13 protein-coding genes are annotated in these 15428 nt (G+C 50.5%); all 13 read right to left on the reverse strand.

Annotation, left to right across the window (positions count from 1 at the left end; all coding sequences use genetic code 11):
- Positions 1-28: 28 nt before the first annotated feature.
- Complete coding sequence (locus ACO0LC_RS06005) at positions 29-652, reverse strand: L-threonylcarbamoyladenylate synthase (protein WP_423001619.1); 624 nt, start codon at positions 650-652, stop codon at positions 29-31.
- A gap of 50 nt (positions 653-702) precedes the next feature.
- Positions 703-1578 carry a protease HtpX gene (gene htpX, locus ACO0LC_RS06010; protein WP_423001621.1) on the reverse strand — a complete coding sequence of 292 codons (876 nt, stop codon included), beginning with the start codon at positions 1576-1578 and terminating at the stop codon, positions 703-705.
- Between the two features lie 75 nt (positions 1579-1653).
- Positions 1654-2508 (reverse strand): 3',5'-nucleoside bisphosphate phosphatase, encoded by an 855-nt coding sequence (locus tag ACO0LC_RS06015; protein WP_423001623.1) that lies wholly within the window; start codon positions 2506-2508, stop codon positions 1654-1656.
- Positions 2509-2685: 177 nt separating this feature from the next.
- Positions 2686-5001, reverse strand: a complete 2316-nt coding sequence (locus tag ACO0LC_RS06020; RefSeq protein WP_423001625.1) for a TonB-dependent receptor plug domain-containing protein — start codon at positions 4999-5001, stop codon at positions 2686-2688.
- Positions 5002-5189: 188 nt separating this feature from the next.
- Entirely contained in the window at positions 5190-6506 is a 1317-nt protein-coding gene (locus ACO0LC_RS06025; RefSeq protein WP_423001627.1) for an ABC transporter permease, read from the reverse strand.
- A gap of 52 nt (positions 6507-6558) precedes the next feature.
- On the reverse strand, positions 6559-7506 hold the full coding sequence (locus ACO0LC_RS06030; protein WP_423001629.1) for an ABC transporter ATP-binding protein: 948 nt from the start codon (positions 7504-7506) through the stop codon (positions 6559-6561).
- Positions 7507-7684: 178 nt separating this feature from the next.
- Positions 7685-9205 carry an amidophosphoribosyltransferase gene (gene purF / locus ACO0LC_RS06035; protein WP_423001631.1) on the reverse strand — a complete coding sequence of 507 codons (1521 nt, stop codon included), beginning with the start codon at positions 9203-9205 and terminating at the stop codon, positions 7685-7687.
- Positions 9206-9227: 22 nt separating this feature from the next.
- A complete protein-coding gene (locus tag ACO0LC_RS06040) occupies positions 9228-9716 on the reverse strand; it encodes a CvpA family protein (RefSeq protein WP_423001633.1) in 489 nt (162 codons plus the stop codon).
- A gap of 23 nt (positions 9717-9739) precedes the next feature.
- A complete protein-coding gene (locus ACO0LC_RS06045; RefSeq protein WP_423001635.1) occupies positions 9740-10792 on the reverse strand; it encodes an SPOR domain-containing protein in 1053 nt (350 codons plus the stop codon).
- Between the two features lie 62 nt (positions 10793-10854).
- Positions 10855-12144 (reverse strand): bifunctional tetrahydrofolate synthase/dihydrofolate synthase, encoded by a 1290-nt coding sequence (folC, locus tag ACO0LC_RS06050; protein ID WP_423001637.1) that lies wholly within the window; start codon positions 12142-12144, stop codon positions 10855-10857.
- Between the two features lie 63 nt (positions 12145-12207).
- On the reverse strand, positions 12208-13083 hold the full coding sequence (accD, locus tag ACO0LC_RS06055) for an acetyl-CoA carboxylase, carboxyltransferase subunit beta (RefSeq protein WP_423001639.1): 876 nt from the start codon (positions 13081-13083) through the stop codon (positions 12208-12210).
- Positions 13084-13168: 85 nt separating this feature from the next.
- Complete coding sequence (gene trpA, locus ACO0LC_RS06060; RefSeq protein ID WP_423001641.1) at positions 13169-13966, reverse strand: tryptophan synthase subunit alpha; 798 nt, start codon at positions 13964-13966, stop codon at positions 13169-13171.
- Positions 13967-14104: 138 nt separating this feature from the next.
- Positions 14105-15373, reverse strand: coding sequence for a tryptophan synthase subunit beta (trpB, locus tag ACO0LC_RS06065; protein WP_423001643.1), 1269 nt, complete (start codon positions 15371-15373; stop codon positions 14105-14107).
- Between the last annotated feature and the right edge of the window lie 55 nt (positions 15374-15428).

A 15428-nucleotide genomic window follows, 5' to 3' on the forward strand; every position in this document is an offset into this window, starting at 1 on the left:
TTGAGGCAACAGCAGCAAAAACCAGTCATTACAATCCAAACAAAGCCGCATCACCGCGCCCCTGTCGAACCAGTTCGGGGGCATCGCCAGTCATATCGATCACGGTGGTCGGTACCAGACTGCAGGCACCTCCATCGATTACCAGGTCAACAAGTTTTGCCAACCTCTCCCTGACTTGTTCAGGATCAGTCAAAGGCTCTTCTTCATCTGGCAAGATCAGTGTTGTGCCTAGCAAAGGTTGCTTCAACTCTTCCAGCAAGGCATGAGTGATGGAATTTTCTGGCACGCGCAAGCCTATGGTCTTGCGCGATGGGTGACTGAGACGACGCGGCACTTCCTTGGTCGCTTCCAGAATGAAGGTATACGGCCCCGGAGTTGCTGCTTTCAACATACGGTACTGACTATTATCAACCTTGGCATATTGTGCAATTTCAGACAAGTCGCGGCACAACAAGGTCAGGTGATGTTTTTCATCGACCCCACGGATTTTGCGCAGGCGCGTGACAGCATCCTTATCATCCAGATGACAAACCAGTGCATAACAAGAATCGGTAGGCAAGGCAACGATGCCGCCATCGTCAATAATCTGTACAGCCTGCCTGATCAAGCGCAGTTGCGGGTTATCAGGGTGAATTTGAAAAAATTGGCTCATAAAAAGAAGAAAGGCGGTAGCACAGCTACCGCCGCAAAATAATTATAAAATTAACGCATGTTCTGTAATGCGGCAATACGTTGCTCAAGCGGCGGATGGGAGGAGAATAAAGCACTCCAGCCAGGCGTATCACGAATACCAAATGCCGCCATCGATTTTGGCAACTCCCCCGGTTGCAAACCACCAAGTCTTGCCAGCGCATGCATCATGGGCTGGCGGTTACCCAGCAACTTCGCCGAACCGGCATCTGCACGAAATTCACGCTGACGCGAAAACCAGTTAACGATCATGGATGCAGCGATACCAAACAGTATCTCACATACAAATACTGTGAGCATATAACCTATGCCGGGCCTGTCATCATCATTATTACGAAATACTGCCTTATCTACTGCGTAGCCAACCACCCGGGCCAGGAATACCACGAAAGTATTCACCACACCCTGTATCAGTGCCATGGTCACCATGTCACCATTGGCGATATGCGCCACTTCATGACCAAGTACGGCTTCTACCTCCTCCCGCGTCATGCCCTCCAGCAAGCCAGTGGAAACAGCAACCAGGGCAGAGTTCTTGAAAGCACCAGTGGCAAAGGCATTGGCCTCGCCATTATATATCGCCACCTCTGGCATCCCGATGCCAGCTTTTTCAGACAAGACCCTGACAGTATTAACCAGCCAGAGTTCGGTTGATGTAGATGGAGATTCTATTACCCTGGCACCCGTTGACCATTTTGCCATGGGCTTACTGATCAGCAAGGAGAAAATAGCGCCAGTAAAACCAACTACCAGAGAGAATGCCAGCAGGGTCGATAATTGCAGGCCATTCGCCGTCAAAAATCGGTTAACGCCCAGTACGGACAGTACGACAGACATGACGGCAATCACCGCCAGATTTGTCAACAAGAACAGGACTATGCGTTTCATGAATACCTCCCAAAGGAACACACGATTCATGCCCTGTTAAATATGGCTTAAGCCCGCGTTTTCAAGGCAGCATCCTCAAGCCAGAGACCACTGCTCCCACACAGGCCTGGCCATTTTTGGCAAAGGAGGCAAACGCCCTATATCGATCTCGGCATCCTGAGGAGAATGAAAATCAGTACCGCGTGAGGACAAGAAACCATAATGAGCAGCGATCCTGGTGTACTCCTCATACTGATCCACCGTATGACTACCAGTCACAGTTTCTATTGCCAGACCACCAAGATTCTTGAATTCGGTAAAAAAGGCATCGTAAGCCAGTGGGCTAAGATCATAACGCCCAGGGTGCGCCACCACGGCCACACCCCCGGCACCACGTATCCAGCCAACTGCTTCCGCCAACATCGCCCAGCGATGAGGAACAAAACCTGGCTTGCCATCTGCCAAATAGTGCCTGAACACATCCGACACCGTAGCGCAAGCGCCAATCTCCACCAAGTAGCGGGCAAAGTGCGAACGTGAAATCAAGTCAGGATTGCCGACATATTTGAGCGCGCCCTCATAAGCATTTGCAATGCCTGCCTTGTTTAATAATTCTGCCGCCATATCACGCGCACGACGCTCACGGCCTGAGCGTGTTTGCGCCAGGCCATTGACCAGGTCAGGACAGGTTTCATCGATATTGAGGCCAACAATGTGAATGGTCTTGCCAGCCCAGGTAATGGAAATTTCTACCCCAGGAATATATCCCATGCCCAGGTCCAGGGCAGCAGCACGCGCCTCAGGGATGCCACGCACCTCATCATGATCAGTCAGCGCCCAGACATCCACCCCATTTAGCTTGGCGCGTTCTGCCAGTTGCGAAGGTGTCAACACACCATCAGAAACGACGGAGTGACTATGTAAATCGGCATTTAGTTCTGGAGATAACATGATGAGTAATATTAGCAGGCAAACAGAGGGCAGACTTGCAAACGCCCCTTCAATAATTTGCTCTTAGCAGCAAGGGGGAGGTGCACAAGACCGCAATAAGCAAGTATTGTACTCCCCCAGCCTGGTTCGTGCTGCACTGCACGATAAGGCTTTTACAGCATCATTCCATTAGCTATATTACAGCTTCATTTCTACGCGCAAACTCCAGGTAGTATAGGTTCTTGATGTATTGTAATCAGCCCGGTTGGTCGCAGGAGACACAGGTGTAGCAGGAGCCACTATCGAACTACTTGTCAGGTAGTCATTGGCACGCAGATTATTGGCAGACAAGCGCACTTGCAAAGTCGAACTGAATTTCCACAAGCCATACAAGTCCAACTGACGTTTTATGCCGGTAGTGTTCAATTGCTCCGCACTACTCTGCACCCCATAAGCGGGGGTCCAGTTGATATTGCCGCCTAGCGTCAAAGGCAGTCCCGCGGGGCGATAATCCAGGCCGAAATTTGCCGTCTGACTAGGTTGTTGATCCAGACGATTATTTGGCCCTGGAATCTCATCGACCTTGGACCAGAAATGGCTATAGTTGCTGCGCACATCAACCGCCGGGCCATCAGGGAAAAATTCCTGCAACTGGAATTTAGCTTCCAGCTCTATGCCACGGGTCGTGGCATGACCGATATTGATCGGCTTGGACACTTCACGAGTCACAGGCAGGCCATTCACCAGGGTAGTCACCGGATCTGTTTGCCTGCGTATCAAGTTGTCAATATCACGCACAAAGAAATTGGCACTGATGATACCGGCACGTGTCAGATAATGCTCAAAGGCCAGGTCCAGGCCCTTGGACAATTCTGGCTTCAAGTCAGGATTTCCAGTGCGGTCAGGACGGTATCTGCTGTTTTGATTCGAATAGCTGGGCAAGGCAATCAAGTCATTCAAGGCTGGCGCACGATAGCTATGTGTCAGGCTCAGCCTGACCTGATCTTTGCCAGCACCGGGGATACGCCAGACACCGTGCAACACCGGGCTCCAGACACTACTGGTATTTTCTATCACACCATTGACCGTCGTGCTACTGGTCTTGATACCTTCCCAACGCAAGCCAGCATAGGCAGAAAATTGTGGATTGATATCAAACTCATCTTGCGCAAACAGCGCCATGCGCCGCGTACTGGCATCGAGATTATCACCCGACTCGGCAAATTGTGGCTTGCCGTTATCGAGCGAAACACGGGTCTGGCTACGTTTACCCATTTCCAGGTCCCAGCCTGCCGCCAGAGTATGGCCTTCCCCATAAGGCTTGCTGAACTTGCCGCCGGTATTGAGGCTGCTGTCACGCGTATTATTGACATCACTGATGACATCAAGTTGATTGCCAGCGCTATCGAACTGGTAGCGCAGCGAGGAACTTTCCATCTTGCCCAAGCCACCGCCAAATTTGATATTCAGCTTGGCATTGTCTTCAAACTTGTGCTGCCAGTTACCAAAACCACGTAGGAAAGTGGTTTCCCCATGAGCGACCGAGCTTGCCGTGGCAAAACTCTGCGTGGTGATATTGGTCGCGTTTGGATCTCGGAAAATCTCGGCAACGTCACTGTGAGTATTGGAGTCACTGCGTGAATTCATCAAGAAAGGTTGCACCATCAAGGTGTCGCCATTCTCAAATTTATAATTGAAACGCGGAGTCAGATGTATGCCCGTCGTCTTGCGATTGGTTTGGTCATGCTGATTTTGCACTAGCATGTGATTGCCGACCGGATCTTTTTCGTCTGTCAATGTGCTGCCATCATCGTGCTGGCGGTTTTGGGAAACCGAACCACTCAAGGCATACGACAGGTTACCCAATTCCCCCGGCACCGTAACCGACACGTTAGGAGCAAGCCTGCCCTGCTCTACACCAAGCGACAGTTTCAGGTCTGTGTTTTTTTGTTTGTATTCTTCGCGCAAAACGATATTGATCGTGCCCGCTACCGCCTGGGTGCTGTATTCCGCCACAGTACCGCGGATGATTTCTATGCGCTCCACCTGATCTGGCGACAGGCTATCCATGGAAAAACCGCGTGGCGCTCTTTCACCATTGATTAAAATCTGGGTATAGCCGCTACCCATGCCGCGCATGCGTATATCGCCACCTCGTCCAGGCCGCCCACCCACGGTCACGCCAGGCAAGCGCTTGAGCACTTCACCCAGATTGCTATCGCCGTTTCTATCGAGCTCTTCCCTACCGAAAATAATTTTTGCAGCTGTCGATTGGCGACGCTCTTCCTGATCAGTACGACCACCGCTAATGGTGACTTTTTGTATGCCTTCCTTGACAGCAGATACATCTACTTTTTTATTGCCAGATTTTTCTCTGGCTTTGCCATCCTGAGTATTTTCTTCAGTATTTTTGACAGATTCGGGAGGAGTGGTTTGCGCATAAGCAAATGAGCTTACTGAAAAAACACTGGCAACTGCCAATGCCAGGGTACGCAATCTTAATTTGGGAGACATAGATTTCAAACTTAAAAAACAAAACCGCTTGAGCGTGAGCAAGTCTCGCGCCCTCATGCCCAGATTGTATTTTTAAGCAAGAATGAATACCAGTAAAGCCAGGCGCATATTTGTATGGAATTGAAACAGCAGGCACTTTACCGTTACTTTGCGATACCAGACAATAGCTGTGGTTAATCGTGGCTAACTCAGACCTTACGGAAACGCCATAGTGCAATCACCCCAAAAACCGCAGCAAAAGCCAGTTGCACGCCCACGGCTGGCAAGGCAGCATCCAATCCCAGGCCGCGCCATGTCATGGCATCCAGGCCATCCACTGCCCAGCGTGTAGGCACGATGAGTGTCAGGCTTTGCAACCATTGAGGAAACATGAAGGATGGCATCCAGGCACCACTGAGCATGACCATGATCAAGGTCGCAAAAACAGAGATACCCCGCGCAGCCTCGGGGGTTTTACCAAAGGCGGCAATCAATAAACCAAAACTGGCGGTCATGAGTGAAAACGAAATGACTACACCAAAGAAGCCTGGCAGGCTTCCTGCTATATGCACGTTAAATACAAAAACAGCGACGAGGAATATAAAACACATGAGGCCACAAGCGATCAAGGCACATGAGAGTGCTCTTGCGATCAGCACGGTATTCAAGCCTACCGGCGCGGCCAATAAACGACTCCACAAACCCAGGCGCCTGGCCAGCAATATGCCTATGCCAGCATCAATGGCCATGAATAAAATAAATTGCACACTCATACCAGCAAAAGAATGCGCAAAACCATTGTATTTATTCGCAACGGGATCACCTGCCGTCATGGCCTGGTCCCTGGTGACAAAGGGCATGCTTAATCCTGCATTTGCAGCATTTGTAGTGGATGCCGGGGTGCCGGCAGCATTAGCGTCCTTACCAGTTTGCTGGCTTACCTGGAATTTTTTTAAGCTACCCAGAAAATCATGCAATTCACCATTGTCTTTTTTAGCTTGATCTATCTTTTCCAGCTCTTTCAAACTCTGGTCTATGAAAGCAGTGCCGGTCTTGCCACCAAACATTTCAGCACTGACACTTTGCATGACTTGCTGCGTCAACATACCCTTGACCATGGCCAGCACTGCGGTTTGTGAAGGGTCATAGAAAATATCAAGTTCGGGCTTTTCCCTACCACCAAACAGAGCACCACCGGTGCGCTCACCAAATTTTTCCGGGATCAGCACTGCCATATTCAGCTTGCCTTTTAATACCAGAGCCTTGGCTTCCTCCAAAGACATCTCCTTAACCAGCAGAGTAGATTCTTCTTTCAAACCCTTGACGATTTTTTGGCTGATGACATGGTCATCCTGGCTGACTACAGCAATCTCTATCTTGGCCGCATCTTTTGTATCCCTACCACCAGTGATGAACCCAAAGAATGCACCCAGCAAGATAGGCATCACCAGATTTAGCAATAAGGCACGGCGGTCAGCCAGAAACAGGATCAAGTCTTTTCTGATCAGTGCGATCAAGGCAGTCATCGTAGCTCCTCAGTTTGCCGCATTGTTATAGAGTGGGGCTTATTAAATACAATCAGTCGCGCAAACTGCGTCCGGTCAGGGTCAGAAACACGGCCTCCAGATTGGTCTTCGCAGTGGCAAAATGACTGGTCTTGTAACCAGCTTTATCCAGCCAGTTCAGCAAGCCCATCGCCAGCTCATGCTCAGTCAGCGCCACATGCAAATGCTTGCCATGATCATTCATATGCACGCTATCCACCCCGGGCAATACACTCAAGGCAGCAACATCGATATCTGATATTTTTCTATGCAAGTCCACTTCCAGTGCAGCCTTGGCAGGCAACTGGCGATACAAATCGGCCGGGGTTTCATTGGCGATCACTTTGCCATGGTCGATAATCACAATATGGTCAGCCAGGCGCTCGACCTCCTCCATGTAGTGGCTGGTATAAATCAGTGTGCGGCCTTGCGCTTTCAGTACGTCAAGACTATCAAAAATGGCATTGCGACTTTGCGGATCGACACCTACTGTTGGCTCGTCAAGGATCAACAATTCAGGATCATGCAAAAGTGCTGCTGCAATATTCAGGCGCCGTTTCATGCCACCAGAAAAAGTCGCAGGCTTGTCACCCGCCCTGTCGGCCAAGTTAACCAATTCCAGCACCACATCGCAGCGTTCTTGCAACTTGCTGCCAGAAAGGCCGTACAAGGCACCAAATAACTTCAGGTTTTCTCTTGCTGGCAATTCGTCATACAGCGCCAGGTCTTGTGGCACCAGCCCTATTTTGAATTTGACGGCATTATTACCCGCACCCATGGTTTGGCCATCCAGCAAAACCTGCCCTTGGTCAGGCCGCAATAAACCACAGATCATGCTGACCGTAGTCGACTTGCCGGCCCCATTTGGCCCCAGCAAACCCAGAGTTCGCCCGCGCATGACAGAAAACGAGATGTTATCGACTACCTTGCGGCTTCCATAGGTTTTTGTCAGGTGTTGCACATCCAGCAGCATAGCAGTCATGGGATTGCCTTTTTTTTGGAGAACAGGTGTAGGCAATGGTAATTCAAACATTGCTTTTTCAGCAAACAAGAATCCTCTCTGCGCGCACCTGATTGCAACAAATACTGTAAAAAAATGAAAAAAGCCTGCACGCTTTACATGTACAGGCTTTCTTTCGCTGAATGAGCGAAGCTATATCTTAGTCAGTCTGGGCAGCCAAATTTAAATTCAATTGCGAGCGCAGCAAGTCTTCCGTTTCGGGACGAGGGCTATTACGTGCAGTTTCCAGCTTATCGAGATAAGCAGATGTGACATCTCCAGTGATGTAAAAACCATCAAAGCAAGAAGCTTCTATGTTTTTCAAGCGTGGATTGACATCAGAAATCGAACGCTTCATGGCGGCAACATCCTGATACACCAGGGCGTCGGCAGTGATTTCGCGACAAACTTCTTCTTCACTGCGACCATAGGCGATCAATTCACTACGGGTAGGCATATCTATGCCGTAGACGTTAGGAAATTGCACTGGTGGTGCAGCAGAAGCAAAAATCACACGCTTGGCACCAGATTCACGCGCCATTTGCACAATTTCACGGCTGGTTGTGCCACGCACGATGGAGTCATCTACCAGCAAGACGCTCTTACCTTTAAATTCAGAGCCAATGGCATTGAGTTTCTGGCGCACAGATTTGCGGCGTATCGCCTGGCCTGGCATCATGAAGGTGCGGCCTATGTAACGGTTCTTGATAAAGCCTTCGCGATAATCCAGATTCAGTTTCAGTGCCAGTTCCATCGCCGATGGACGAGAAGAATCAGGGATAGGCATGACGACATCAATTTCACCATCGCGGAATTGATGGCGCACTTTCTCTGCCAGGTACTCACCCATTTTCAGGCGTGTCAGGTAGACCGAAGCACCATCGATAATCGAATCAGGACGAGCCAGATACACGTATTCAAATGCGCATGGATTCAGGCTAGGGTTATCAGCACATTGCTGGGTATGCAGTTTGCCATCCATGTCGATGAACAAGGCTTCACCCGGCTCCACATCACGCAGGAACTTGAAGCCCAGACCTTCCAGGGCAACAGATTCGCTGGCGATCATGTACTCGGCACCGGTTTCGCTTTGCGAAACACCGATACACAAAGGACGAATACCATATGGGTCACGGAAAGCCAGCAAGCCATAACCGGAAATTTGCGCCACGACAGCGTAAGAACCACGTACACGTCTATGTAGCATGGATACCGCACGGAACAGACCTTCAGGATCCAGCGAATAACCGCTAGTGACTTCCTGTATCTGATGTGCCAAGATATTGAGCAAAACTTCAGAATCAGAATCCGTATTCAAATGGCGGCGGTCATTCTTGAACAATTCTATCTTCAGCTCTACCGCATTGGTCAGGTTGCCATTGTGTGCCAGCACTATACCAAACGGTGCATTGACATAAAATGGTTGCGCTTCTTCTTCGCTGGTAGAACCAGCAGTTGGGTAACGAACCTGGCCGATACCAACATTACCGGGTAGAGAACGCATATTGCGGGTACGGAATACGTCGCGCACCAGGCCATTCGCTTTGTGCATGGCGAATTTATTGCCATGATTTGTTGCGATACCGGCTGCGTCCTGACCGCGGTGCTGCAACAACAGCAGCGCGTCATAAATCAATTGATTGACAGGATTATTTGAGAATACGCCTACGATGCCACACATGGTGGACTCCTAAAAAAAACAATTAAAACTTTACGTGCTCCGAAACCGAGGTCGGCAACAGCGGTATCACTGTGCGCGCTGCGGCTTCTGCAAGCGGACTGAGCCATGCTTCAGTCCAAAATGTCTGCTGAGGTATGGAAGTCATCCCACATACCAGTACGCCAGCCAGCACCAGGATGCAGCCCCGTGCCAGGCCAAATAATCCTCCCAGGCCGCGATCTGCCAGAGTCAGGCCACTGGCCTTGATCAAGGCATCCACTGCCATCATGATCAGGGCCATGATCAGCCGCACACCGATGAACAAGACAATAAAGGCAACAATCAGCCTTAATACTTGCCCTGGCACTGAGGATGGCAACCAGCTCGCCAATACATCACTATAGGCATTGGCAATGACAAATGCGACTATCCAGCTCAACAGCGACAAAATTTCTTTGATCAAGCCGCGCATGGTGCTGATAACGATAGAGCAAACCAGGATCAACAATACGAGATAATCAAACAGGGTCACGCCGGGTATTCCTTACTTTTCACTCAGTTCGGTGGCAGGCTGGCACTCAAACCCAACTTGCTTAACTTGGCACGCATTTTCTCAGCCTCTTCTTTAGAGGCAAAGGGGCCTACCCTTATCCTTGTCACTTCACCATTCGTTGTGATGATCTTTTGCGTATAGGAATGGATGCTGGCGGCATTGAGCTTGGCTTGCACTTCATCCACCTTGGTCTGGGTAGAAAATGCGCCAGCCTGTACGGTATAGGATGATTTCTCTGCCGCTTCTGGCTTGCTAACTACAGGTTTAGCAGCCGGTGGTGCCTTGCCCTCAAGTATGGCCAGGGCACGCGCAGCTTCATCCTCAGAATTACCAGGTTTGGCAACTACAGGTTTCGTCTCAGTTTTGGCAGGCTTGGTTTCTGCTGGTTTTGTTTCAGGCTTGGTATCGACTTTGGTCTCATTTTTTGCCGTCACGACTTCCTTTTCCACTGGTTTGGAAGGAGTTTGCACAGGCTTTACCTCAACTTTTGGTTCAGGCTTGGCTTCTGGCTTTACGGCAGGCTTGGTTTCCGTTTTTATTTCAGTTTTTGCTTCAGGCTTAACTTGAGCTGCAGGCGGCAGAGGTGTTGTAGCATTTGCAGCTGCCGTTGTTGTTTTTACCTGGCGGTCAGTGCTCTCGTTAGCCGCAACTTTATTTTTAGGCGAAGAAGGGACTTCTATGATTTCTTCTGGCGGCTCAACAGGTAGCTGGCTCTTTGTCTTTGGTGGCACTGCATCAGCAACATCACCAACTTTGTCCTTGGAGGGGATACGGATATTGATATCATCCGCTAAAGGCTTGGGGTCAGAATCCAGTATCATCGGCAGACCTATGATCGCAGCCAGTGCCAGGGCAACCGCACCTATCAGGCGACGTCGGGCACGTTTTTTTTCTGGCAGTATGGGATCATCGACTTTGGAGCGCCGTCTCGGCTCCGCTTTCTTCGTCCTGGCGCGAGTTTCAATACTCTCTTCTTCGGCGCGGGAACGGAATTCGCCACTATCCTGAGTATCGGAAGTTTCTTGCTTCTGTGTAAAACGCGAGAGCAAACCCATGTGCAAATTTCTGGTTGGTTAGCCAACTAGTCTGTCATCAACAAACCAGTTCGCAAAAAACATCAATGGAGTGCCGAACGACGGGCGCGCATCACGCCTGCTACCGTCAGGAAAGATCCAAAGACCACTATTCTATCATTTTCGCCCGCTTTGCTGATGGCGTCCGCATATGCCTGCTCTGGCGACTCGAAACCAGTGACGGTTTTTTCGGTATCGGCCAGCACGCCAGCAGTAATCAGCTTGTCTTTCAATACCTCAACTGGGGCCGCACGCGGTAAAGGCAAGGTCGTGACGCACCAGTGATCAACTTTTTCTTTCAATTGAGCAATGACGCCATCGATATCCTTGTCCAGCATGGAACCAAATACCGCATAGGTATAGGCATGAAAACCCATATTATCGAGATTTTGTGCCAGCGTAGCTGCTGCATGCGGGTTATGCGCCACATCCAGCACCACGGTCGGGCGACCAGGCATGACCTGGAAACGGCCCGGCAAATCCACCATGACCAGGCCAGTACGCACTTCTTGCGCGCCGACTGGCAATTCCAGCTTCAAAGCTTCCAGCGCGGCCAGCACGGCAGACGCATTCAAGAGCTGGTTGGCACCACGCAGGCTGGGGTAACCAAGGGAGTTGCGGCGCTGGCTGCGGCCAGCAAAATTCCACTGTTGCTTGTCGCCGTTATAGTTAAAATCACGGCCAAACAACCACAGGTCAGCGCCTGTGGCTTGTGCATGATCTATCAGGGACTGAGGCGGTAAAGGGTCACCACAGATCGCTGCCTTGCCCGGGCGGAAGATACCGGCCTTTTCAAAGCCTATCTTTTCGCGGGTATCACCGAGATAATCAATATGGTCGATATCGATGCTGGTGACGATGGAAACATCGGCATCAATGACGTTCACAGCATCCAGGCGACCACCGAGGCCAACTTCAAGAATGACCACATCAAGCTTGGCATCAGCCAGCAATTTGCAGATTGCCAGGGTGGTGAACTCAAAGTAAGTCAGTGAGATATCGCCACGAGCCTCTTCAACCGCATTGAAAGTAGAGATAAAGACATCGTCCTTGACCATTTCGCCATTGATACGTGCACGCTCATTGAAGTCGAGGAAATGCGGCTTGCTGTACAGGCCAACACGGTAACCAGCTTGCATCAGCACGGCTTCGAGCATGGCACAAGTCGAGCCCTTGCCATTGGTGCCAGCGACCATGATGACGGGGCAATCATAATGAATGGCCAGCTTGTTCTTGACCGCAGCAACGCGGTCAAGGCCCATATCAATTTCTTTGGAATGGCGGGTTTCGAGTACGGCCAACCAATCAGCCAGGGTGGCAGGTAAATTTGTCATAAGATAAAAAAAGCCCGAACAAAATGCTTCGGGCTTGATAGGTATTTAGGTATTCAATATATATCAGGAGGATACTGCTTCAGCAGGCTGGTTTTGCAACAGCGCCAGCAAACGCGCGATTTCTTCACGCATCTTGCGACGATCAATGATCATGTCGATTGCGCCTTTTTGCAGCAGGAATTCAGAGCGCTGGAAGCCTTCTGGCAATTTTTCACGCACGGTATTTTCAATCACACGCGGACCAGCAAAGCCGATCAAAGCTTTAGGCTCTGCTATCACTACGTCACCGAGGAAGGCGAAAGAAGCAGACACGCCACCCATGGTAGGGTCAGTCAGCACCGAGATGAAAGGCAATCTCTTTTCAGACAACTTGGTCAGCATGGACGTGGTTTTTGCCATCTGCATCAGTGACAACAGCCCCTCTTGCATACGTGCACCACCGGTAGCAGTAAAGCAAATGAAAGGTACTTTTTGCTCCAGTGCAGCTTGCGCACCACGCACGAACCGCTCACCGACGACAGAACCCATGGAACCACCCATGAATTCAAACTCAAAACAAGCGGCAACCACAGGCACGGCCATGATGGAACCACCCATGACGACCATGGCATCAGTTTCACCAGTAGTTTCCAGCGCATCTTTCAAGCGGTCAGGGTATTTTTTGCTGTCTTTGAATTTCAGCGTATCGATAGGCAAGATTTCCTGGCCGATTTCATACCGGCCGCCTGCATCGAGCAAGGCATCCAGACGCTCACGTGCGCCTATGCGCAAATGATGGCTGCACTTGGGGCAAACATGGATATTGGCTTCCAGATCAGAACGATACAGCACTGCTTCGCAAGAGGGGCATTTGACCCACAAGCCTTCAGGAATCGACTTACGATTTGCAGATTCCGAGCGTTGTATACGCGGCGGCAACAGTTTTTCTAACCAACTCATGTTTTCTCCTTATGGCAGCCAGGCTGTCTTTTTAACAACCCGGCATCAGGTTCATTCTGGTAAAAGAACCAGTCAGGCGCGTATTTTACTCGTCCAAAGCCTGTCTGACACCAGAAATAAAGCTTTTCACTGCAGCAACTGCGTTTTCATGCGGGGTATTTTCCAGTTCCTGGATGATGCGCGAGCCTATCACCACTGCATCCGACACTGTGGAAATAGCTCTCGCTGTCACCCCGTCACGTATGCCAAAGCCCACGCCTACCGGTACGTTGACATGCTTTTTGATACGCGGGATCATGGCAGCAACCGCATCCAGATCCAGCGCACCAGAACCAGTGACACCTTTCAGTGACACATAATACACATAACCACTGGCAATTTTACCAACTTGCGCAATGCGCTCATCGGTCGATGTAGGTGCCAGCAAGAAAATGGTATCCATCCCCTGTTGCTGCATTTTACTTGCAAATTCTTCACATTCTTCCGGCGGGTAATCCACCACCAGCACACCATCCACCCCGACTTCAGCAGCCTTGGCGATGAAAGCATCCTGCCCCATGCGCTCTATAGGATTGGCATAACCCATGAGCACAACCGGTGTCTTTTGATTACTTTGCCGGAATTCGCGGACGAATTGTAATACATCCCGTAGGCCAACTCCAAATTGCAGCGCTCTTTCGGAAGCGCGTTGAATGACGGGGCCGTCTGCCATGGGGTCAGAAAACGGCACGCCCAGCTCAACAATATCTGCCCCGCCCTCAACCAGGGCATGCATCAAAGGCACAGTTAACTCAGGCGCAGGATCACCTGCGGTGATGAAAGGGATTAAACCTTTTTTATTGCTGGCCGCCAAAGCAGCCATGGTATTTTGAATTCTTGACATCTTGTTGGTCCTTATTTGATGCGCTATGCACTGTCCAGGACATCATTCCTGCGATGGCATCAATCTCAATTCTTGATAGGGAAGACATGCAGGCCGCATCTCTATATGTATGCGCCCGCATGGTTACTCAATGGCTGATCAGAACTTCAGCCCTGCCCGCTCGGCCACGGTATGCATGTCCTTGTCACCACGTCCCGACAAATTCGCCAGGATGATCTGATCCCTGGGCAAAGTCGCGGCCAGCTTGGCCGCATAAGCAAGAGCATGACTGGATTCCAGCGCAGGAATGATGCCCTCTATGCGGCAGCAATCATGAAAAGCCTTGAGCGCCTCATCATCGGTAATGGTCACATATTGCGCACGGCCACTTTCTTTCAACCATGCATGTTCAGGACCTACGCCCGGGTAATCAAGACCTGCTGACACAGAATGGGTTTCTATAACCTGGCCATTGTCGTCTTGCAGCAAGTAAGTGCGGTTACCGTGTAGCACGCCCGGTGATCCCGCCGTCAGTGAAGCAGAATGCTTGCCGCTGTCCAGCCCCTCCCCTGCTGCTTCCACACCAATGAGCCTGACTTGCTGATGATCAATATAGGGATAAAAAATGCCCATGGCATTCGAGCCACCGCCTACGCAAGCCACGACATGGTCTGGCTGACGTCCGGTTTGCTCAGGCATCTGCCATAAGCATTCTTCACCGATAACGGACTGAAAATCCCTGACCATCATGGGATAAGGATGCGGGCCAGCCACTGTACCTATGATGTAAAAAGTATTATCGACATTCGCCACCCAGTCACGCATGGCTTCATTTAGCGCATCTTTCAGGGTCTTGGAACCAGACTCTACTGGCACAACGGTGGCACCTAGCAACTTCATGCGATAAACGTTTTGCGCCTGGCGCTTGACGTCCTCAGACCCCATATAGACCACGCATTCGAGTCCAAAACGGGCGCAGATGGTTGCTGTGGCAACGCCATGCTGACCAGCACCAGTTTCAGCGATGACACGTGGCTTGCCCATGCGCTTGGCCAGCAAAGCCTGGCCGATGACATTATTAATCTTGTGCGCACCGGTGTGATTCAAGTCTTCGCGCTTGAAATAGATTTGTGCCCCACCCATCAGATCAGACCAGCGCTTGGCGTGATATACAGGCGATGGACGACCGACGAAGTACTTCAATTCATTGCGAAACTCAGCCAGAAATTCAGCATCATGCTGGTACTTGGCATACGCTTCTTTAAGTTCCGTCAGTGCATGCGTCAGGGTTTCGGACACAAAAGTGCCACCAAACTGGCCAAAATGACCACGTGAATCGGGTAAGTGATATTGAGCCGACTGATAAATTGCCTGACCGGCGATAGACTGGCGCTCGAACTGAGCGTCCAAAGACTGGAGTTCTTTCATTTTCTTTCCTTCAAACTGGCTTGAAAGCGATGCATTGGGGAGTTACCCCACGCAA

The organism is Undibacterium sp. JH2W (assembly GCF_049340425.1).
Classification (GTDB): domain Bacteria; phylum Pseudomonadota; class Gammaproteobacteria; order Burkholderiales; family Burkholderiaceae_D; genus Undibacterium.